Genomic DNA, 18457 nt, shown 5'->3' with positions numbered 1-18457 from the left:
GTTTGGGCTTCCGGGTATTGAATGGCAGGATCGCTACGCTTCTGGCACTGGCCGTAAGCACGCATGCTGAATGCGATCAATTACTACGGCCACAACATGAAAAGCATCATCGCCATTCTTCTAGCCGGCATCTCCATCAACTTGGCTGCCTCCCCCGCTCCGGTGCCGGCGGACGATCCGCGCCTTCAGCCTGCAGCAGTGACGTTCCTCAAACCGTCTGAGGATGGCGGATTCCCTGAAATCTACATCGACGGCTATATCCATCAGCCAACGGTGGAAGCATTCAAGCGCGTCGGCAATCTCAATGGGGCAGGCCTGGGAATGGTCTACTTCAACTCGCTCGGCGGGGACCTGGTTGCCGCAATTGAACTCGGCCAACTCATTCGAGAACGAGGCTTTTCAACGAGAGTAGGCCGACGAGGCTCTGCGGGCACTCCACAACCTGGTCGCTGTGAGAGCGGTTGCCCATTTGCATTCGCTGGGGGGCGCTTTCGCTTCCTGGATGAGGATTCGAAGATGGGCGTACACCGTTTCTATCGGGCTGCCGGGCAGCAAGCAAACGACCTGTCATTGGCGCAGGTCGCGTCGACACTGATCGCAACTCACCTCAGCGCAATGGGAGTTAGCCTGAGTCTAATGGACCGTATGGTCTCGGCTGGTAGTGAGAGCATGCGGTATCTGACTCCGCAGGAGGCTTATGACCTGGGCCTGATCAATGCGGGTGAACTGCCGGCGCGGTGGGGTATCGAAGAGGTCCAGGGAGCCATCGTACTGGTGGGGACTCAGGAGAAGGTGCAGGGTACAGGTAAGATCGCCTTGGCCTGCAGTCAAGATGCCAGTGTCGAACTAGCTGCCCTTTTCAAGTCCTGGTACTCCCCTTCGCTGCTCCGGAGAATGGATACCATCACACTCACTGTCGATGGGGCTCCGACCGGCCAAGCCTTGGCCGAATTGAATCCTGAGCTCCGGAACGGATTCCTGACATTCACAACAGAACCTTCCGCAGAGCAATTGATGGCAATTTCGCGAGCCAGGACTGTTGGGTTCCGGTACGGCAAATCCGGGACTGATCTTCGGGCTGGATTCGACGTTGAGGTGGATGGCGCCTCGTCCATGATCGGTAGCTTTATTCAGCTCTGCCAAGGGAAAAGGCTACGACTGGCTGCCCGGCTTTGATTGGATTATTTTTCGCGGATGGTTCTGGCACACACCAACCAAGCTGAAAATTTCCCCATCGCAAACAACACCTCGGGGAAAAGCCATGAGCAAACTGAACACCCTAACCTTCTTCTCCAACAGCACCTGCTACCTCTCCCATATCGTTCGATTGGTGCTGGCAGAAAAGGCAATCGACGCTCGCATCTTAGATGTCGCAGTACCAGCCAATGCACGATTGATGGCTCAGTTCGGTTCCACGATGCAGGCACCCGCGCTGGCTGAGCGCGACCTCGCACTTCATGAGGTGGACATGGTTGTCGAGTATCTGGAGGAGCGCTACCCGCATCCGGCGCTCTTACCCAGCACCACCGTTGCCCGCGCCCATACCCGCATGCTGGCTCGCCGTATCCACCGGGAACTCTATCCGCTCTTGGACAAAACCCAAGATGGTTGTTCCGATTCGCGCAAGGAACTGGCAAGCACTCTGCTGGCGCTGGCACCGCTCTTTGAGCAGAAGAAATACTTCATGAGCGACGAACTTTCGGTCGCTGATTGCACCCTCGCCCCTCTCCTTTGGCGGGTAAAGTCCCTTGGGATAAACCTGACAAAGGTTCGCGGAATCTCCGAATATTGCCAGCGCATATTCAACCGCCCTAGCTTCATCGCCAGCCTTTCCGAGCAAGAGCAAAAGCTGGCTTAAGTCCTATGCGGCCTCTCTGAGGCCGCACTACTGGTGCCGCCATGAAAATCTGCAAGAAGCTACACCTTGCTCTCGACAATGCAGCTCACGCCGTTGCTGTAGCCCCCGAAGTCCATAGCCACTACAAAGACCCGCCACCGACCTCGTGTGACAACATTCGCTACTGGATTTTGGCTTTCATTGACGGTCTGATCGGCGATCTGCCGCTGCACATCCTTCGATGCAAATTCTCGGCACTGAAGCAAAAGGCGGCTGCCCACCTCCGCGCCCTTCTACACCAGTTCAATCAAAAGTGACCAAGCGGGTTCAATGAGTCGGCTTGTGTGAGGTTGAACCAATTCTCGACTCCGCGATGCTTTCCTGGCGGCTCCCGTGCCATTCCGGTCCCTGCTTTGGGGGCCTGAATTTGAACCTGCCGTTCACTTCCCCATTTGGGACTAGAACATCCCCCGCTCTGCTCACGTGCAATCTTCAACCGCCTGCCTCGGTAGACAGGGGTTGGAAAACGGGCCATTACAGTGCTTCTGGCACACTCAACCGGCGGGGAAGATGGTTCCAATTACACACCACGGGGAACCTGAAGATGAACGTACCTGCACCTATCACCGAGAAGGAAGCGGACATGATCGGCCTGTCCAGCATGCAGGCCACCTACGCAGCCTTGGAAGCAATCTGCGGCGACCATTTCCACGACAGCTATGAGAAAGCGCGCATCGTCTTCAACAAAGACGGTCGGTTTACTACGGTCATGCGGGATGGCCAGTGCGTTGCGCACATGGCAGGCCGATTTTCGAAGCAGGAGCTTCGTGACGCACTCAAGGGGAACATCAAGGATCATGGGCGCTATGTTGCCGGCAAGATCAAATCGATCCTGGAACAGAAGCTTGTCCTGCCTGATACCTACCTGTTCCGAATGGACATCGAGGACGACCTCCGCTGGGTAGATTCGATCCGGAGTCGCCAATTCTCCGCCTGGGTGGTTCCAAAGGTTCCGGACAATGACGATCCCAAGCAAGTGCGAGCTGAGTTCCGATTCTGGATCGCCGAAGCTCGCGCAATCATCTTCGCCGACAAGGGCAAGGCCTGGGCCTGGCAACACAAGGCCATCGTTACAGACGGCCTGCAGCATCCGAAGGCAGACACGCACGAGGAGCTGGCCCACCTGGTCGCGGATACTTTCAACAAGGCCGTGGAGCACGCCGGCTGGGACTAACTCTGGCGTGTTGACATGCATTTGGGCAGCAAGCGCGTGCTGTTGCCCCCTGCATTTTCCCCTCCCCTAATGGCCGGGTTCTGCACCAAACCTGGCCAACTCTCCTCAATCACACCCTTGATATTCATCGGGATGAGGGCCGCCTTGAATTTCAGCACCCTCACTTCACTTGAATCCCTTCCCACAATCGGAACACTGGCCACCGCCAGTACGTACTGTTATCCGGAGCTTCAATGCCTTCCACACAACTCGAAGCCTATGTGGCACAGCATGGTTCATCCCTGGACTTCGCCGGCGAACGCATCCAGGTTCGAAATTTCATCCAGCGCACGGCCGAGTCCGTTACCGCCGAGTTCCTGGGTAGCCGAAACCTCTACCTAGGTCGTTGCGACAGGCTGGATGACGATGCCAGTAGCTCGAGTCATTCCGAAGTTTGGGAGCTAATCCGGATTTCCGGTCGAGGTAACGTCGCCGGAAGGCTCAAGGTGGAGAACCAGACGATCACTCAACTTTGAGTCCCCCCGGCTCAGCCGCCTGGGGTTCTGGCACGCCCTGACGCGCTTGAAGATGTCTCCAATCCAATAAGGGAGCATCTCCATGTCCACCAGCAACCAGGCGTTTGAATACTACACGCGGTGCATAGACCTTCATGACGGCGAGTCCGCACGATCAAAAGGACAAGCCATCAGCGACTTGGTCGAGGCTGCGCGCAAGATCACCTTCAAATCGCTGGCGAAGCACGTCACCGGCCTTGAGGAACTTGAGCAACAGCTCGGTTACGGGCGTGGACTGCGTCTGCGGGACGATTACCACGTCACCTACTGGAAGGGCGTTTACCGCGGGGAGCCTGTTTACTTCCTGATCCACTCCGCCATTGAGCACGTATTCATCCGCCCTTCGTCCAGGGTGGCGATCCGAGACGTGATCCGAGCCGAAACCGATCTTCAGAACGCATTGTTGCAGCGCCTCGCTGCTTGACACTCTCCAGAGGAGGCATGATGACCACTACGCCAATCACGCTCGTCTTCAACACTGATGACGGCCTCGATGATGCCGTCATGGCTGAAGCCTATGTGCTGACTCCCGATGGCCCTGCCCAGGTCCTGGTCGATACCCAGAAGCTGCGGGGCGCAGCCGCAATTCAGTTTTTCTACCGCTACCCCAATGCCAAGAAGTATGGGCTCAGCCAATGCGCCTGCCATGCCGGGGCTGCAAGCTTCGCTGCGGCGCATGGCTTCGTCACGACCAATATGTCGCTGAAGACCGAGGACTCACTCGACGATAGCGGCGATCACATCGAGATCACCGTAAACGCCCCCAATGACTCATTCGTGGGAGGCGGCGAAGAAGCACTTCAAGAGTGGGTTGGCTTGCACTATCAGTCTCACTTCCCAAGCCTCGATTCCACCCGCAAGCAGGCTTACCTGCAGCGCTACGTAGAAATTCACCACCAGCACCTCTGATCAAGTAGCAAGGACCACTCGCAATGAATGCAACGCAGTCGAATTTGGCCCTTGAGGTGCTTCAAGGTCTGGTGGATGCGATGAACCAAGACGAGGATGGCGATTTCCTTCTGTTCGGTTCGAACCTTCCACTGATCAATCAGGCTTTCGCGGTTTGCGGATATGCCCCTGCAGCCGTGATGGACAAAACCGCCCGGAACATCGACATCCTCACTCCAGGTTTCCGCAGAGAGGATTGCCCGCCCGGGGAAGCCTATCCTGACTGGTTGAACGCTCAGCTACTCGCAGCCCACTCGGAGATCACTGCATCTCTTGCAAGTGATCAAGGTCCAAGAACAATCCTTGTCTCGCGGCCGCTGCTCGAGGTAGCTCTGGCCAACCTGGCATCCACCAGTCCCAAGGTCGCAGAGGTTCATTCAGCGCTGTACCTCCACCTCCGGGCCACCCGGAAGTACGAGCCAACGTACGTCAAGACCTGCATCCCTCTACTCGACGAGATTTGGGAGCATCTGCCGAAAGACAGCTTTGCAGAACAGCGGGTGGCTGATGCGATTGGGGGCCTGATTGAGAAGGAACCCTGTCTTCAGGACTGACCCTCCATAGACAAGGTTTTCAAGACCCTTGCTCTCCAACCAACAACTGAGACTAGCCCGATGCCTGCACCAACAATTCAAGTCACGCGCCTATCCTGCCTGCACCTGGACAAGGAAACTTTCGACGTGCTTGCCAAGCACGGCGACGACAATGATTGGCTGGTATGTGCGGTGTACCAGGACGGAATGTTCCTCTACATCGAAGACCTGCCTGAGACCGTCCCGCAAGCTCTGCGCGACATCCGCCACTGGCTCAATACGCATAATCGTCTCGGATGGGTGCGCCTGGACGAGCAGTTCGATACCGTGGAAGGACTCGCCGTTTACGACCAGAGCTAAGTTCAGCCTGGATTACAGCTCAGATGTTTGGCGGGCACTCCGCCAGCTCGACCGGCACAATGCGTACCACGGCCACCCTTGGCCGTGGTACCACAGAAGTAGGAGTATGGACGAAGCGATGAAGAACAAGGACAGCAACTCCCGTACCGCCCCCAAAGTCATGGTCCGCCTCAACAGCCAGTGCCATGAAGGCCTCACCGACCTCGCCCAACAGCATGGGAGGAGCATGAATGCAGAATGCGTCATGGGCCTCATCTCTTGGCTTGACCACCAGAAACGCTGCGCAGTGATCCGCAAGATGCTGATTTCTCAACTTGATGAAGCGGACGTCGCGGTGCTTCTGGCAAAACTGCCTGTCGTCACCGAAGAGCCCGGCCTGGCTTCGGACAAGATTTCGACCATGCTGCGCTACACCCCTTACATTCGGGACCGAATGGCAGAGCAAGCCAAATCCCATGAGGTGAGTGTCCACAGCATGCTGCTCACAGCCTTGGCGTGGTGGGTGAATGTCTCGCGCCAGGTGAACGCATTGCTTGAAGCGATTATTGACCAAGGAGGAGCACTCCAAGCTCAACTGCTCGATCAACCAGCTCGATCCGCTGCCTAGGTTCTGCCACGCCTGACCTCATGGGGTAATGGCTCCAGTCACTCACTGGAGCCACCTCATGTCATCCTCCCGCTCTATCTGCCCCCGCACTCAAAGCGCCGCTCTTGCCCTCCGTCGAAACTTCGTTGTTGGCCCTTCCTATGACCAGCCAATTGTCGAGATCAACACGATCCCAGCGCGGGTAATCGATATCGCTGCACGGCAGAAATCCTCCGGTTTCGTTTGGATGGACTACGGCCAAGAGGTGCTTCAGGTCGCAACCTATGACGGCAACGGATTGGTTTGCTTGGGCAATGATATCGCTGGACCGAAAGCATCACCGGAGTCGCTGCTGGTCTACGCAGAAAGCATCTACCCAACAATGCGCGTAACGAGCACTCCTGCAGTGCCTGTAGCCGGCATCGCTTCGTTCTACCGACCTGACCCTGCTTTTCGAGGTCCGATAGTTCCTCTTGAGGTGAGCGATGACCGAATGGAAGCGCTGCTGCTCAGCAACAAGATGATTTTCTCCTATCAAAACTCTGACCACTTGTCGTCCAGCGAACTCGTTGTCCAAACGTTGCACCTCCTCAAAACCAAGCCAGAGGGATGTGGCGGGTGGGAAGCCCGGGTGGCGGCTCGAATCCAGGCGCTAGGCGATGCATTGAGCTTCTACGAAGGGGCGGTCAGGCAGGCGGTGAAAAATGATGACGAGAGTGCTCCTGGCACACCGGCAGCGGCTTGAGAATTTCGATAAATCTTACAGAGGTACTACCCCATGATTCTGCGCGTTCTCGCTGTCATCGCCTTTGTCCTACTCGCTTCCGGCCTTCAATTCTTCGTTGTGGAGTACGGACACTGGGCAGAGTCCAACATTATCGTCGGCATCTCCATTGCTGCCCTGATCTGCGCGTTCTTCGCCGGTGGACTGTCAGCCTTGAATGATCAGGCCGCCCGCAAGCGTAAAGAAGGGTAAGCGGGCATGTTCTTGTGGGGCGTGAGCCCCACACTCCCCTAATCGTTCAAGCAGGCATGACCGGGTGATTTTGGTGCTGTTGCACAAAGTCGTGATAGTCCCCCTCTCCCCCACCTAACAAGAACGTATCGTAGGCCCGGCTCATGGCAATCCGCGAGCGGTACATTCGGATCAGTGCAGCCTCAATTCCTGGGCAGCCGACTTCCTGTGCCAGCCAACCCGCACGAACCACTCCTGGCCGATAAGCCGAGGTGAAGGAGCAAGCATTCTGGGCACAGAAGGAGTGTGGGTGGAGCCTCACTCTGTAGTCAGCATCCACTACTGGCAGCCGCCCTCCCGCTAGGTGCAAAAATGCGATGCTCGCAACTACGTCTTCAGCAATCGCCGCTGGATAGAGCCTGATCCAGTTCCTGGGAGCCGCACAAATGACGCTGCCATAAAAATCCAACAGTGAGCCCAGCTCCAGCGTTGGGGACTGAAAGCGCTTCACCTCCTCCCCTCCTCGGACATACACAGTCCTTAGAGCGACAGCAGGGGTTACTTTCAAAGCCGAGATCACGGCCTCGACGAACCCATCCGATACATCATCATCTGCGTCCATCTGAACAACGTGACTTCCTGACGCAGCTACAAGTGCTCTTGTGCGCGCCGCGGCCGGCCCGGTTCTAAATGCTGGCGGACAATGTACAAGACGAGGATCGCTAGGCAGCCTGGTACGTAGGTCGACACCATCATCAGACGCGAGAACGACCTCGATTTCGTTGGCGTGATCCTGGCCCAGGAGTTTGCTGATAAGCCCTGGTAGCCACTCCTCCGCCTCACATGCAGCGATCAGATAAGAAAGGCGTCGAAACACAGTATTCCCCATTCAGTTCCCGGCTTAGGCCGGCAACGGAAGTGTCCACAAACTACCTAGTTGCTACACGCCAAGTAGGTGTGCTGTTTTCCAACCTATTCGCGGTCCCGGTGTACCACTCTTCGCTTCTGCCACTCCCCTAACCCCCTGATCATGGCTAGACCAAATAGGAGCCATGACATGCAGCAAATCAGCCTCACCCTCCCCAGGGATTTGAAATCCTCCGGCGTTGTCCCAGCACTTGAATGTCCAGTCCAGCCTATGGACCACGTGATCTTCACACCTCATGACAAGTCCATGCTGAAACCGACAATTCGTGGACGAGTAATGAACACTCTGCGCACCGCCGCGGGAAACTGGCGATGCGCAATCGTCCTCCAGGGCGAGCCATTCCCCAACGGCAACAGCGTGAACGTTTACTCCCATGAAGGATGCTTTGATGTAGTCGAGGGGCACTTCAATGGTTAAGAGGACCCCAGCTCCAGGCTCCGCAGCTGAACTGATTGCACAGCAGGGTATCGAGGCGCTCCGCGGCCGGCCCCTGAAAGATGGCAACACAATCGTGTACATCGCCAACACAGAGGTTGATCGGCTCCAGGCGGAGGAGAAGGAAGATCAGGAGAGCGGCGAATTCCTTTTCCCGGCCTGGAGGAAGCGAGTCTACGGTGGGGAATCTCCCGACGCTCAGATGGTGCGCTGGGTGAACCTGAATACCGTTTTGCCGACCCAGGATCTGATCGAAGAGGACCATCATGGTTGATCGAAAAGCGCTGCACCTGATGGCACGGAATCCCAGGCTTCACGCCCAGTATGTTCGGACAGGACGTGTACCTGAGTTCAAGAAGCCGGAAAGCCCTCTCATCACGCTACTGGAGTCGATCAATCCACGTGACAGACTGGCCATCACAGCCGTGGTGATCGGCCCGGCATTGGGCTATAGCGGGCGGCGTTGTTTTCAGAATGCCGCCCAGGCCCTGAACTGGCTCAAACCCCAGTACACGGCAGCAAGCTACCCGAGCGAGTCCTGGCGGATCAAACGATTCGCCCAACGTCTCGGAATCGACGATCTTGCTGAGTGTGCTCAGGTTCCGGAAGGGATCATCAAAGAGTGGAACCGGAGGCATCACCCGGGCCGCTGATCGGCGGCCCTACCTTCTGAGTTCGATTTCCCAGGTGCCCACATCCTTGCTGCCGCCTTCCTGCTCGCACCAGTCTCCGTCCATGAGGTTCCCCTCTGGTGCGCATAGGGTGGCCTCCCCAACAAATCCATCTGCTTCTGGCCAGTACCGCAAAGAGTAGATGCCGTCCTTCAGGTGTCCCCGATATGTGGAGGGTTGCCCCTTGCGGGTGTATTCGATTACCACCTCTTCGTCGCGAAAAATAACGACGCATGGCTCAGATTGCCCGCCGGCGCAGCCGTTGAAATAGGTTGTCATGAGGGAATTCGGGTAGCGCATATTTGCAGCCTCAAAACCATACGAATCCTGATCATAACCGGCTGGTGGCACACTCAGGGCGAGTCACCATTTGCATGAATTCTGCTCATGGAGCTCAACATGCAAGACGCCGCCTTCACCCCGCCAAGCTGGATGACCCCCTACAAGGAGGGAAGCCGAGTCGGGTACTCCCAGGCTGTTATGGCCTATGCCGACTACTACAACCTCGATGGCAGTGCTGATCTGGAACCGGAATGTGAGGAGCGGCTGCCCGTACATCGCCGCGAGATGGTCTCCTACGCAAGCAGAACTGGTACCAAGCAGAATCTTGCCGCCATGCGTGAGGCTGGCTGGCGACTGCTGGTGAGTCCAACTGGAGTATTACGGACGGAAGATTTCCGGTACTGCCTGGACAACGGCGCTTGGACAGCATTTCAGCAAGGACGTCCATTTGATGAGCGCGCATTTGGGCGAGCAATCGACCTGCTCGGCGAGGGAAGCGACTTTTTCATCCTGCCTGACATTGTGGCCGGTGGGATGAGATCACTGGAGTTCAGCCTCAAATGGAAGGAACGACTTTCAGGGATTCCCACCCTGACTTTGCTGGCGGTGCAAGATGGCATGGAGCCCGACGATGTACGAGAGTATCTCAACCCGGCATGCGGAATCTTCCTTGGTGGGTCGACGGAGTGGAAGTTGGCAACGGCCAACGCATGGGGTGTCCTGGCAAGACGAAGGAACTGCTACTACCACATTGGCCGGGTGAACAGCGCGAAACGAATCCACCTCTGCGCAGCCGCGGGCGCGCATTCGTTCGATGGCACCAGTGCTACCCGTTTCTCCAAAACGTTGCCCAGACTTGATGCCGCCCTGGATCATGCAGAACGGCAGGTGGATTTCTTTTCACCTCAGGCGAAGCCAATGGGTGAGACAGATTTCGACTGCGGGTGGCCCTTCAAGCTAACCCGTTAGACGCTCTGGTTGTGCTGAGGACCCTGGCACACAACCGTCACCCTCAGGATTACTCCATCCAACAAGGCCTTCATCTGAGGTAGATAATGCAACCGATTCAACGAGACCAAACCCAAGACCAAAGCTGGACACCGTTTTATTCGAAGTGGCGTCATGGAGGCTGGTACGTATCCAATCTTCGTTACCCAAGCGGGGCTTGCGGCTGCGTCAGCAACAACTATCCGGACGGTAAGTGGCGTATTGTCTGTGACCGCCGCCGCACCGACTTGGGCAAGGAAGGCGACTTCATCTTTGAGACTCGAGATGGAGCAGCACGCGCCGAGTTCGACCTGGTGCAGAACATAATCGCCGAGCAAGCTCTGCAAGCTGCGCTGCAGGATGGATACCTAACCTGGGGTGGATCGCCTGTCACAGGTCCTCACCTTCCACACGGGCTCAGTGAAGCGAGCCAAGTCGAAGTGATCTTCCGCAACGGCCAGCGGCACACCGGCAGTGCACAGGCCTTCGGTTGGAACCACAGTGGTTACAACCCACACGCTCAAATCGTGGCCTACCGTGTGGTGGATACTACGGCCCACTCTCACTTTGCTGGCTGATTCCAGGACTCTCAATCCATGAGCACTCAATCCGTAAACGAACCGTACTCGAGCATTATCCAGCAAGCGTTGACCAAACGAGGCCACGATGCGGACGACTTTTCGCGCCATCCCCAGTACAGCGCGCCAAACTACGTGGTGAGGATGTGCACCAGCCTGACCGAAGCGGTCCACAAAGCGGGTAACCAGGCAGTCACTCTGGAGCAACTCATTCGACTTGAGAGTACCTGCACCGGGACCGATTACCAGCACAAGCTGGCATTGCGCTGCAATCGCCTGGCGCAAGGAATCGGCTGCTGAGGGGTATTGCAAGGGGCTGCTTCTGGCACACCTTGCCTACCATCAACATGGAGCTCCATCTCAAGGAGCTCCAGCATGAACAAACTGCTCAAACCCTTCAGCGTCCTCGTAATGCTCGCTTGCCTGGCCGGCTGTGCGACCAACCCCATGACCGGTGAGCGTGAAATTAACCGGACCGCCGTCGGGGCCGTAGTAGGGACTGTTGCAGGCGGCCTAATTGGCGCGGCGATCGGCGATAGTCGTGCAGCCCTCATTGGTGCGGCAATTGGTGCTGGTATCGGCGGTGGCACCGGGTTCATCCTCGACCGTAAGCATGGCGAGCTAGAGGCAAAGCTGAAAGGGACAGGCCTCACCGTTGAAAAGCAGGTGGATGATGCGAACACCACCCAGGCACTCGTGGTGAGCGCGCCCGCGGACATTACGTTCAGCACTGGATCGGCAGATCTGCAAAGTCAGGCTTTCCCGTCCCTAGCGCGACTGGCCGAATCGCTGCGGAACCAAGGTAACCTTCGCATTGAAATCACCGGCCATACGGACAACACCGGTCCGTTCCAAAATAACCTTCGTCTCAGCTACAACCGAGCGCAGGCGGTTGGACAGTTCCTTTACGCAGGTGGAATTCAGGCTGACCGGATTGCAATTCGCGGGGTGGCCGATTCGATGCCGGTCGCAGGAAATGAAACACCCGCCGGTCGCCAAGCCAATCGCCGGGTGGAGTTGCGAATAAGCGCGATCTAGGGCGGCTGCTGAAGGTCAAGCGAGCATTTCAAGTTCTGGCCAATCAGGCGCAAGGTTGGCCAGCCACTGAGCATCGGTCGAAGGATCGAGTAGCTCCACAATCCAGTGTTCTGGCTCCAGGACGGTCGATTCGGCCACGCGCCAGGTTCGAACCTTGCCGACGTCGACATGGATGAATCCCTTCGTGGGATAGAAGCCCACACCTCCGACGCCAATAGCCTGGGCCAGCTTTCCCAGGTTGTCGACGGACAAGCCTGGTATGCGAATATCCGCGGCCATCGCCTTGATATGAAGTGATTGCTTGGCTGCGCCCTCCAATTTGGAGTTGTGCTGTGGGGTGCGGTACCCACTGTTCACAAGGATCTTGTAGGGCAATCGGTTGATCCTCAACCAGACCTGGATGAGGTAAAGCAGATCAAGTAGCTTCGGGCTCATGCGAACGGTTGATTTGAATTTCACGTCTCGCAGAATGCTGCAGGCTTTCTGGTATCCACCAACGTCCCAGCCCTTCCCTCCGCGAAAGTAGCAGAAAGATGCCTTCTCACCGCTATCAGGCCTTTCAAGATCAAGCCAACGATCTCGGTTTAGCGCTACCACACGCCAATCGTATTTACGTCCTGAGGGGACACTGCCGAGGGCTTGGCTCAATGTGAGTGCGGCTGGCGCGGCGAGAAATGCTGCAAGCAGTTGCCGTCGGGTAATGGTCGATGGTTTCAACGCCTGTATCCGATGAACTCCGAAAGTCGGAGCCCACGATAGCTGGCGCATCGCGTCATTCAACTCAAAACGACCGTGGCTTTTCCCGAGCTGGTGGCACACTTGGTTAATGCCAAGATCGGTGCTCCCAAACAGATGATAGGTACCTCGATGCACCAACTTAATGAAGCGATGCGGAAGCGTGTCGCGGCCGCTATGGAGAAATCAGGCTGGCAGATGGACCCAGAAACCCCAGCCATTTCTGCGGTTCGATGCTGGTTTTACTCTGTGAACATTCACCGCGGTCCTCGAGTGGCCGCAATGGTTTCCCAGGATCTCTATCGCTCTGTAGTGAGTGGTGATGGGATCATCGCGGAACTGCTTCGACAAGATCCGAAACACAAGCCGTTCGAGCAGTATCTCGGCACAGTCGCCGAATTCGACTCCCTTCCGGAGGCATCTCAGCGAGATCTAGGCAAGAGAAATACGGTAATCGCTTGCCTGGCCAGCTTCGCGCGGACCACGCAGACCTGGGGCCTTGCTCCTCCGCTCAACGAAGTTCCAGGGCTTCATTTTGTCGCGATCGATTGGCAGGCAAAGAATGGTGCACACGTACTTCGTTCTGGCCTGGCGATTGGCGACGCCCCCCTAACGAAAGAGGACCTGGCCGAGATCGCTTCGATTCAACTCGGCTTGCATCTGGCGCGCTGCCCCCAAGAATCACCGATCGACTTCTGAATGTCAGGCCCTTCGGGGCCTGATTTTTATCAGCTGGTGGCACAGATCCTCGAGCATCACGATGGGCGTACTCAAACTGGAATCCCATCACATGAAACGTCTCCGAGAACTACAGAAAGCACATCCTCTCTGGGAAATCTCCATCACCCGGGGAACACACTTACGTTTCAGCCGTCCAGGCTGCCCTCCGGTGTTCGCCTCGTACACGCCAAGCGATTGGCGAGCGGACAAGGATCTAGCACGCAAGCTGCGCCTGGCAGAGCGCTCCTGCCCAACCAGCACCATTGCCACAGCTGCCTGAGGAGACCACAGTGCCAATATACCTGGAAGGCCCAAGCTACGATCCGCGTGGCCCTGATGGCGACGGAAGGAATCGCTTACGCATCGATTCGATTGACCCTCAACCCCGCTGCGCACTCCGGCCGCGGACATTTGCAGGGCTTCGGGAATCGATGAATACGGCCATTGCTCAGTGGGGTAGTCATTTCGATGTGTGCTCCGGCGGCGGTGAATGCTCGGCTTGCTTCCGATTCACTCGTCGACACAACATCCAATCACCGCCAGACGCACTGATAGTCCGGCTTCATCCCGATGGATCGCTCCATTACACCAGCGACGTTAAGGCAGGGTGGAATGCCAGTCTGACCCCGATCGCCTGGGATGACCTGGCTTCGCTTGAGGAAGGATGGAGCCTCGGCCGGGTACTGAGAGACGAACACTCGCAGTACATACCTCTAAACCGGGCTCGACCGCGTTAGAGTAAGAAAATAGGCCTCAGTTTGACTTGCGATGGGTAGGGCGTGGTGATACAAAAAACATGCTTCCTGCTTGAGTCCTTGGACTTTAAGCACCAGATGTACGCGCTAGAACTCTAGGGTGTTCATCTGGCCCCGGCTGAGACCTGAGTTTCAGTTTTCAATCGGGGAGTCACCGCTGGCTCCAACCACTGCACATTCGTGCACACCGAGTGACTCGACTACAGTCGACTTACTCAAATCCTCGAAGTGAGACCTGTCGGGCAACTCTCAAGCTGCTCGCCTGATGACGTGCGCCTTTCCGGCCGGCCATGTCGTGAAGTCAATCTGTGGATGAAGACAACCTGGTTGGCCAGGAGCAGCACACCGCGCATAGCGTGGTTCGAGCGCCCTGGCATCCGCCGGCGCGTCCTCTAACCCAACCTGGGGCACATCATGCCCTGGGCTTGAGTGCTCCCTTGGAGTTCTCATGGATAAAGACCTTCGAAATCGCTTCATCGAGCAGGCAAGGGCGGTCCGCCAAACCTTCGGGGATGGCGAAGACCTCCATGCCGATCAAGCTGGTCTATCGCCTTCGGTCCGCCAAATGCTCCGGGAAAGTATGGAGCGGCACGAAGCCCTGACCGCCTTGTACAACGAACTGGATCGGGTTGGCGTAGGGTTGATCCTCAAACATTGGTCCGGGAACCAATGGGCGCTGGTTCTTCCTGATGCCTCAGAACCCGGTAAATTCCGCTACCAGGCTTTCGGTCTGCACGGCTGGATTACCCATCACACCTGCACAACTCTGGACGAAGTCGTATCAGACGCCTTCTGCGCCGGTTTTCGTATGGTGGCATCTCCAGATACCCTCGATCGGGTTGCATCTACGGTCGAGTGGAAGAAAGGGTGCGAGCGCCTGGAGTTCATCACGCGGCACAATTGCGGCGAGATCAGCTACCGGGAAATGCTGGATCAGTTCCAAAACATCGACGCCAAGTACGCATCCGCTGCTTGAATGTCACCAGCTGGCCTTTCGGTTTGCTGGATTTCAAAGTTGGAGCCAACAAAAACCCCGCTACCTTCACAGGTGCGGGGTTTTCTTTTCTTGGCTGATCTACCAGATCAGTTCATGCCGAACTTAGCGACGTCCACGCCCATGCAGTAATTCAACGCTCGAGCCCGTGCGGAATCTTTGTGGGTGCTAGCCAGGTGGTCGACGATGTAATTGCAGTCATCGAATGCCAACGAACGGGCTTGGCTTGCAGTCAAGGGAGTGGGCTGCGCGGATACCTGGCCATTCAAGGACGTGGGAGTTTCCGACGTAGCGTGGGAGCTGCAACCGGCAGCGATGGTAAGGGTTGCCATTACGGCAAGTCGACGTATCAAGGGGGCCTCTCTTTGCCAGGATCTGGCGTCACCAGTGATGTGTCCAAGGTACAGAAGCGTTTGAGCGATGCACGTCAAGTTGACCCTGTGAAATTCTGACAGCGGTTCTGGCACAGCCCTTCCCTGCTGATACTGGGCCTATCCCAGACAGAGGACCTCCCCATGCAATACGCTCAATCCAACCTGCTTTCCTTCCTGGCCCATGCTCCGGTTGCGGTTACTACCAACCTGGATCACGGAACCGAGACACCCTCAGGGCACATTTTGATGAATGCAGCTCGCCCACTACTGGGCCAGACCACGTTCCAAGGTGACTTTCTCCGCGGCCGCTTCTACGCCACGCTAGACCCGGAAGACAGCATCTCTGAGGTTTTTGCAAGGGAGAACCTGAAGCTTGATGGCAAGGTCGTCTTCGTAGTCGACCGCGCGACCGCGACTGAACTCATCCTGGATGGATGCCGCTATCGCAGCCAGTACATGGCCATGGAGGAAGAAGAACGCTGGTCGATTCTGCGCGATCGAATTTCCGATCTGCAGGACATGCCCCTGGCTGGTTTCATGGACAAACTGGCCAAAGTCAAGGGCAGTGCCACTGAGAACCAAACCCAAGCAGCATGATGAAACGGGGCTACCTTGAGTGGCCGTTTTTGAAGGGGCGACCATGCACCAATGCTGTATGTTCGTCCCTGTGGAGATCAGAAACACGGAGCCAGTTCTTGAATCGAATTGCACATCCTCTGGAGTTGCACGGCACCTTCTATGGACTCATTACCGATAGCGTAATGGTTCGTATCGTCGCCAAAGAAATATCAGCGGCGCACGCCAGCACTTCTCGAGAGCAGAAGAGCGAAGAAAACACGCCGCCGCCTACCCCTCGCAGAGAGCCCCTACGCACCGATCCTGAGAGCGCCAGCCACTCTCCACTAGACTGAGACAGTCTCACATCACGAAAATGTAGGGACCGCCCAAAGGGCGGCCCCTTTCGCACTCCGATCTACTTAACGGCCGCCTCTTTCGCCGGAATCTTTGCCGGCGGCGGGACGCACTTCGCCCGAGATTGATAGCCCGACATATCCATGATGGCGTTGAGGACCGTTACGCATTCGGCCTGGCTTTGGTACGGGGTAACGGAAACGATGGGGTACTGCACTCCTGCTGGAGTGCCATAACCACCTTGTAGAAAGGTGACCACTACCAAGGTCCACTTCAAAGTCTGATCTCTCCTTCGCGATTACAGTTCGCCTTAAGGAAGTTAACGACCTGAATTCCAGAAAAAAGAACACCTTGTGTCATTCCATAAGGGGGTTCTGGCACAGCCCCGCAGGCGTGAGGATTACTCCACGTTCCCAGAAGGAGAATCCCATGTTCCATACCAACCAGCTCCAAGCCCTATTCGATCAACTGGAAGCTCTCCAACAGTTCGACCTGGAGATTCTGCCCGCCGACCTGAAGGCCGTGCTCGTGAAGGTCAACGAGGAAAGGCAGAAGCTCATCACCCTGGATCAGCGACTGATGATCGGTGTCCGCGATACCCGTCATTCCACCGACTACTACCCGGTGCTCGTTCCGCGCTCTCGTAGCTACGGCGACGAGGACTTCAAGGGCACTTTTGACACCTCCGCCGATACCAGTGAGGACTACACCTACGTAGTCGATTGCGCCGGCACGAAGGTCGATATCATTTCGCGGGAGGGTGAGGCGTGAAAGATCTGCCATATGAAGAGGTCAAGACCTCTCTGACCTCCGGCGAGTCGATTCCTGCAGCAGTAGTGCAGGCGTTCCGGATAGCTCTTGCGGGCCTTCGCCCGCACCTGGCTGCGCAGGTGTATATGAACCTTAGCCAGGCTGGTTGTATGGACATCGAGATCGCAGCGATCGCAGGCCGATCATTGCGGCATGTGAAAACCTTACTTGAGTTTTCCAAAGCACCGACTGGGCTGGTGGAAATGGTGGCCAACCGAAAAGCGTCCATTGCCTCAGCACACAAGGCAATGCGTGTTGCTGAGGCCACAGGCCAGGACGTTATGGCTGTGATTCAGGAAGCGGCTCAGGAGGAAGACAGACAGAGGAAGCCCCGCAAGGATCGCCCTGTCGCCGCGGCAAAAGCAGTAGTCCGTACGCTGCTCAAAGCGAAAGTACCGAGCCAACTCCGCGCCGGCATTGCCGGTGGCGCAGAGGTGGTTCAGATCCGCACGAATGATGCGCAGCGATTGCTGAACGCCCTCGAACAACTATCTCCGACGACAAAACGCCGGGCCTAATACACGGGAGAGGCAGCATGCCTTGGATCAGCGTACTCATCGCGCCAGCGGCCACAAACACCGATCACTACACGACCCGATCTGAAGCACTTCAGGGGCTATTCAAGGATGGAACCCAGGCAGTCGTCAGGTGGTATCCCCCAGATGAAGATGAGTGCTCCGGCCGATGGAAAACCACCTGCTCGTCAGCTTGGGATGTGACCGAGCAGATCACTCACTGGCGAGACCTCTTTCCACCGAGCTTTGAAAGCATGAAGGGGTTCTTTCTCGAAGGTGAGCAGCTCCGCTGCCTTCAATCCATCATGCAGGGCCTATACGGCGATGGTCGAATTGTCACTTCTGATGCGCGTCGTGACCTGGCTAATCGCCTTCACCAACTGATTGGCGTTATCCAGGCGCAAACCATTGAGATAGACGTGTAGCCTCGGCATCTCGCTCCACTTTAAGGAGAATGCTTGCCCGCCATCGTTCCTTTGGTGAGCCTCAGTGTCCGAAATTCCGGACCGACAAATGGCATTGAATCCCCCTCGATGTTTGCGAACATATCGAACTTCGGATGGCCCTACCCAATATGAGTGGGGCCAATGGATAAGGAACATTGCCAGTGCCCCTCTCTGCCTCCCCTGCCCCTATACCTTCTACGTCCGCTGATACCCTCCGCCTGACCGCCCCTCGCCTTATGCGACAACGCCGCTGGCGAGATGACAAACGGT

28 protein-coding genes are annotated in these 18457 nt (G+C 56.7%); 25 read left to right on the top strand and 3 right to left on the bottom strand.

Annotated features, from left to right (window positions below; genetic code table 11):
• The first annotated feature begins 63 nt into the window (after positions 1-63).
• The 12 genes from VQ067_RS31600 to VQ067_RS31545 all read left to right on the top strand — a co-directional run bounded on the left by VQ067_RS31600 (position 64) and on the right by VQ067_RS31545 (position 7028).
• On the top strand, positions 64-1176 hold the full coding sequence (locus tag VQ067_RS31600; RefSeq protein WP_038405156.1) for a COG3904 family protein: 1113 nt from the start codon (positions 64-66) through the stop codon (positions 1174-1176).
• Positions 1177-1261: 85 nt separating this feature from the next.
• The gene (locus VQ067_RS31595; RefSeq protein ID WP_010792737.1) at positions 1262-1858 is read left to right on the top strand and encodes a glutathione binding-like protein; all 597 of its coding nucleotides are present in this window, start codon (positions 1262-1264) and stop codon (positions 1856-1858) included.
• A gap of 41 nt (positions 1859-1899) precedes the next feature.
• Positions 1900-2154, top strand: coding sequence for a hypothetical protein (locus VQ067_RS31590; RefSeq protein WP_019438022.1), 255 nt, complete (start codon positions 1900-1902; stop codon positions 2152-2154).
• Between the two features lie 287 nt (positions 2155-2441).
• Entirely contained in the window at positions 2442-3071 is a 630-nt protein-coding gene (locus VQ067_RS31585; protein WP_021018455.1) for a hypothetical protein, read from the top strand.
• A gap of 233 nt (positions 3072-3304) precedes the next feature.
• Entirely contained in the window at positions 3305-3586 is a 282-nt protein-coding gene (locus VQ067_RS31580; RefSeq protein ID WP_010792735.1) for a hypothetical protein, read from the top strand.
• Between the two features lie 82 nt (positions 3587-3668).
• The gene (locus VQ067_RS31575; protein ID WP_010792734.1) at positions 3669-4049 is read left to right on the top strand and encodes a hypothetical protein; all 381 of its coding nucleotides are present in this window, start codon (positions 3669-3671) and stop codon (positions 4047-4049) included.
• Between the two features lie 20 nt (positions 4050-4069).
• On the top strand, positions 4070-4534 hold the full coding sequence (locus VQ067_RS31570; protein ID WP_010792733.1) for a hypothetical protein: 465 nt from the start codon (positions 4070-4072) through the stop codon (positions 4532-4534).
• 23 nt (positions 4535-4557) lie between these two features.
• Entirely contained in the window at positions 4558-5127 is a 570-nt protein-coding gene (locus VQ067_RS31565) for a hypothetical protein (RefSeq protein WP_010792732.1), read from the top strand.
• 60 nt (positions 5128-5187) lie between these two features.
• Positions 5188-5466 (top strand): DUF5983 family protein, encoded by a 279-nt coding sequence (locus VQ067_RS31560; RefSeq protein WP_010792731.1) that lies wholly within the window; start codon positions 5188-5190, stop codon positions 5464-5466.
• A gap of 106 nt (positions 5467-5572) precedes the next feature.
• Complete coding sequence (locus tag VQ067_RS31555) at positions 5573-6073, top strand: Arc family DNA-binding protein (RefSeq protein WP_019438019.1); 501 nt, start codon at positions 5573-5575, stop codon at positions 6071-6073.
• Positions 6074-6131: 58 nt separating this feature from the next.
• Positions 6132-6797, top strand: coding sequence for a hypothetical protein (locus VQ067_RS31550; RefSeq protein ID WP_010792729.1), 666 nt, complete (start codon positions 6132-6134; stop codon positions 6795-6797).
• Between the two features lie 33 nt (positions 6798-6830).
• A complete protein-coding gene (locus VQ067_RS31545) occupies positions 6831-7028 on the top strand; it encodes a hypothetical protein (protein WP_010792728.1) in 198 nt (65 codons plus the stop codon).
• 46 nt (positions 7029-7074) lie between these two features.
• Here the strand turns inward: VQ067_RS31545 and VQ067_RS31540 are convergent, their stop codons facing one another.
• On the bottom strand, positions 7075-7896 hold the full coding sequence (locus VQ067_RS31540; RefSeq protein ID WP_121784792.1) for a glycosyltransferase family 2 protein: 822 nt from the start codon (positions 7894-7896) through the stop codon (positions 7075-7077).
• 168 nt (positions 7897-8064) lie between these two features.
• Between VQ067_RS31540 and VQ067_RS31535 the strand changes: the two genes are divergently transcribed.
• From VQ067_RS31535 to VQ067_RS31525, 3 genes are read left to right on the top strand one after another with little or no spacing between them, the layout of a single operon-like run.
• The gene (locus VQ067_RS31535; RefSeq protein WP_010792726.1) at positions 8065-8352 is read left to right on the top strand and encodes a hypothetical protein; all 288 of its coding nucleotides are present in this window, start codon (positions 8065-8067) and stop codon (positions 8350-8352) included.
• Complete coding sequence (locus tag VQ067_RS31530) at positions 8345-8644, top strand: hypothetical protein (RefSeq protein ID WP_010792725.1); 300 nt, start codon at positions 8345-8347, stop codon at positions 8642-8644. Before VQ067_RS31535 ends, VQ067_RS31530 begins: the two co-directional genes overlap by 8 nt.
• Positions 8637-9023 carry a hypothetical protein gene (locus tag VQ067_RS31525; RefSeq protein WP_010792724.1) on the top strand — a complete coding sequence of 129 codons (387 nt, stop codon included), beginning with the start codon at positions 8637-8639 and terminating at the stop codon, positions 9021-9023. Before VQ067_RS31530 ends, VQ067_RS31525 begins: the two co-directional genes overlap by 8 nt.
• A gap of 9 nt (positions 9024-9032) precedes the next feature.
• Here the strand turns inward: VQ067_RS31525 and VQ067_RS31520 are convergent, their stop codons facing one another.
• On the bottom strand, positions 9033-9320 hold the full coding sequence (locus VQ067_RS31520) for a hypothetical protein (protein WP_170831735.1): 288 nt from the start codon (positions 9318-9320) through the stop codon (positions 9033-9035).
• Between the two features lie 120 nt (positions 9321-9440).
• On the opposite strand from VQ067_RS31520, the gene VQ067_RS31515 reads away from it, so the two are divergent.
• The 4 genes from VQ067_RS31515 to VQ067_RS31500 all read left to right on the top strand — a co-directional run bounded on the left by VQ067_RS31515 (position 9441) and on the right by VQ067_RS31500 (position 11926).
• The gene (locus VQ067_RS31515; protein ID WP_010792722.1) at positions 9441-10292 is read left to right on the top strand and encodes a hypothetical protein; all 852 of its coding nucleotides are present in this window, start codon (positions 9441-9443) and stop codon (positions 10290-10292) included.
• Between the two features lie 86 nt (positions 10293-10378).
• On the top strand, positions 10379-10888 hold the full coding sequence (locus VQ067_RS31510; protein WP_010792721.1) for a hypothetical protein: 510 nt from the start codon (positions 10379-10381) through the stop codon (positions 10886-10888).
• A gap of 18 nt (positions 10889-10906) precedes the next feature.
• Positions 10907-11188 carry a hypothetical protein gene (locus tag VQ067_RS31505; RefSeq protein WP_010792720.1) on the top strand — a complete coding sequence of 94 codons (282 nt, stop codon included), beginning with the start codon at positions 10907-10909 and terminating at the stop codon, positions 11186-11188.
• Between the two features lie 75 nt (positions 11189-11263).
• A complete protein-coding gene (locus VQ067_RS31500) occupies positions 11264-11926 on the top strand; it encodes an OmpA family protein (RefSeq protein ID WP_010792719.1) in 663 nt (220 codons plus the stop codon).
• Between the two features lie 15 nt (positions 11927-11941).
• On the opposite strand, the gene VQ067_RS31495 is transcribed toward VQ067_RS31500, so the two are convergent.
• Positions 11942-12643, bottom strand: a complete 702-nt coding sequence (locus VQ067_RS31495; RefSeq protein ID WP_021018453.1) for a YcbK family protein — start codon at positions 12641-12643, stop codon at positions 11942-11944.
• Between the two features lie 75 nt (positions 12644-12718).
• On the opposite strand from VQ067_RS31495, the gene VQ067_RS31490 reads away from it, so the two are divergent.
• The 6 genes from VQ067_RS31490 to VQ067_RS31465 all read left to right on the top strand — a co-directional run bounded on the left by VQ067_RS31490 (position 12719) and on the right by VQ067_RS31465 (position 18166).
• A complete protein-coding gene (locus VQ067_RS31490) occupies positions 12719-13360 on the top strand; it encodes a hypothetical protein (RefSeq protein ID WP_121784793.1) in 642 nt (213 codons plus the stop codon).
• Between the two features lie 1224 nt (positions 13361-14584).
• A complete protein-coding gene (locus VQ067_RS31485; RefSeq protein ID WP_010792717.1) occupies positions 14585-15112 on the top strand; it encodes a hypothetical protein in 528 nt (175 codons plus the stop codon).
• A gap of 533 nt (positions 15113-15645) precedes the next feature.
• Positions 15646-16101, top strand: coding sequence for a hypothetical protein (locus VQ067_RS31480; RefSeq protein WP_010792716.1), 456 nt, complete (start codon positions 15646-15648; stop codon positions 16099-16101).
• A gap of 744 nt (positions 16102-16845) precedes the next feature.
• Positions 16846-17187 (top strand): hypothetical protein, encoded by a 342-nt coding sequence (locus tag VQ067_RS31475; RefSeq protein WP_010792715.1) that lies wholly within the window; start codon positions 16846-16848, stop codon positions 17185-17187.
• Positions 17184-17744, top strand: coding sequence for a hypothetical protein (locus VQ067_RS31470; protein WP_019438011.1), 561 nt, complete (start codon positions 17184-17186; stop codon positions 17742-17744). The genes VQ067_RS31475 and VQ067_RS31470 overlap by 4 nt, the downstream gene beginning before the upstream one ends.
• Before the next feature lie 17 nt (positions 17745-17761).
• Complete coding sequence (locus tag VQ067_RS31465) at positions 17762-18166, top strand: hypothetical protein (RefSeq protein ID WP_019484866.1); 405 nt, start codon at positions 17762-17764, stop codon at positions 18164-18166.
• Positions 18167-18457: the final 291 nt, after the last annotated feature.

This window comes from Pseudomonas sp. KBN12P06040 (genome assembly GCF_037574965.1).
GTDB classification, from domain to species: domain Bacteria; phylum Pseudomonadota; class Gammaproteobacteria; order Pseudomonadales; family Pseudomonadaceae; genus Pseudomonas; species Pseudomonas aeruginosa.
This window is presented reverse-complemented; position numbering and strand designations above follow the sequence as displayed.

Excerpts from the sequence above, each read along its gene's own strand:
- VQ067_RS31535 (WP_010792726.1), top strand. The coding sequence starts at position 8,065 with ATGCAGCAAATCAGCCTCACCCTCCCCAGGGATTTGAAATCCTCCGGC.
- VQ067_RS31555 (WP_019438019.1), top strand. The coding sequence starts at position 5,573 with ATGGACGAAGCGATGAAGAACAAGGACAGCAACTCCCGTACCGCCCCC.
- VQ067_RS31590 (WP_019438022.1), top strand. The coding sequence starts at position 1,900 with ATGAAAATCTGCAAGAAGCTACACCTTGCTCTCGACAATGCAGCTCAC.
- VQ067_RS31465 (WP_019484866.1), top strand. The coding sequence starts at position 17,762 with ATGCCTTGGATCAGCGTACTCATCGCGCCAGCGGCCACAAACACCGAT.
- VQ067_RS31540 (WP_121784792.1), bottom strand. The coding sequence starts at position 7,896 with ATGGGGAATACTGTGTTTCGACGCCTTTCTTATCTGATCGCTGCATGT.
- VQ067_RS31580 (WP_010792735.1), top strand. The coding sequence starts at position 3,305 with ATGCCTTCCACACAACTCGAAGCCTATGTGGCACAGCATGGTTCATCC.
- VQ067_RS31525 (WP_010792724.1), top strand. The coding sequence starts at position 8,637 with ATGGTTGATCGAAAAGCGCTGCACCTGATGGCACGGAATCCCAGGCTT.
- VQ067_RS31480 (WP_010792716.1), top strand. The coding sequence starts at position 15,646 with ATGCAATACGCTCAATCCAACCTGCTTTCCTTCCTGGCCCATGCTCCG.
- VQ067_RS31500 (WP_010792719.1), top strand. The coding sequence starts at position 11,264 with ATGAACAAACTGCTCAAACCCTTCAGCGTCCTCGTAATGCTCGCTTGC.
- VQ067_RS31595 (WP_010792737.1), top strand. The coding sequence starts at position 1,262 with ATGAGCAAACTGAACACCCTAACCTTCTTCTCCAACAGCACCTGCTAC.
- VQ067_RS31505 (WP_010792720.1), top strand. The coding sequence starts at position 10,907 with ATGAGCACTCAATCCGTAAACGAACCGTACTCGAGCATTATCCAGCAA.
- VQ067_RS31545 (WP_010792728.1), top strand. The coding sequence starts at position 6,831 with ATGATTCTGCGCGTTCTCGCTGTCATCGCCTTTGTCCTACTCGCTTCC.
- VQ067_RS31585 (WP_021018455.1), top strand. The coding sequence starts at position 2,442 with ATGAACGTACCTGCACCTATCACCGAGAAGGAAGCGGACATGATCGGC.
- VQ067_RS31570 (WP_010792733.1), top strand. The coding sequence starts at position 4,070 with ATGACCACTACGCCAATCACGCTCGTCTTCAACACTGATGACGGCCTC.
- VQ067_RS31510 (WP_010792721.1), top strand. The coding sequence starts at position 10,379 with ATGCAACCGATTCAACGAGACCAAACCCAAGACCAAAGCTGGACACCG.
- VQ067_RS31485 (WP_010792717.1), top strand. The coding sequence starts at position 14,585 with ATGGATAAAGACCTTCGAAATCGCTTCATCGAGCAGGCAAGGGCGGTC.
- VQ067_RS31515 (WP_010792722.1), top strand. The coding sequence starts at position 9,441 with ATGCAAGACGCCGCCTTCACCCCGCCAAGCTGGATGACCCCCTACAAG.
- VQ067_RS31575 (WP_010792734.1), top strand. The coding sequence starts at position 3,669 with ATGTCCACCAGCAACCAGGCGTTTGAATACTACACGCGGTGCATAGAC.
- VQ067_RS31550 (WP_010792729.1), top strand. The coding sequence starts at position 6,132 with ATGTCATCCTCCCGCTCTATCTGCCCCCGCACTCAAAGCGCCGCTCTT.
- VQ067_RS31530 (WP_010792725.1), top strand. The coding sequence starts at position 8,345 with ATGGTTAAGAGGACCCCAGCTCCAGGCTCCGCAGCTGAACTGATTGCA.
- VQ067_RS31600 (WP_038405156.1), top strand. The coding sequence starts at position 64 with ATGCTGAATGCGATCAATTACTACGGCCACAACATGAAAAGCATCATC.
- VQ067_RS31475 (WP_010792715.1), top strand. The coding sequence starts at position 16,846 with ATGTTCCATACCAACCAGCTCCAAGCCCTATTCGATCAACTGGAAGCT.
- VQ067_RS31565 (WP_010792732.1), top strand. The coding sequence starts at position 4,558 with ATGAATGCAACGCAGTCGAATTTGGCCCTTGAGGTGCTTCAAGGTCTG.
- VQ067_RS31560 (WP_010792731.1), top strand. The coding sequence starts at position 5,188 with ATGCCTGCACCAACAATTCAAGTCACGCGCCTATCCTGCCTGCACCTG.
- VQ067_RS31520 (WP_170831735.1), bottom strand. The coding sequence starts at position 9,320 with ATGACAACCTATTTCAACGGCTGCGCCGGCGGGCAATCTGAGCCATGC.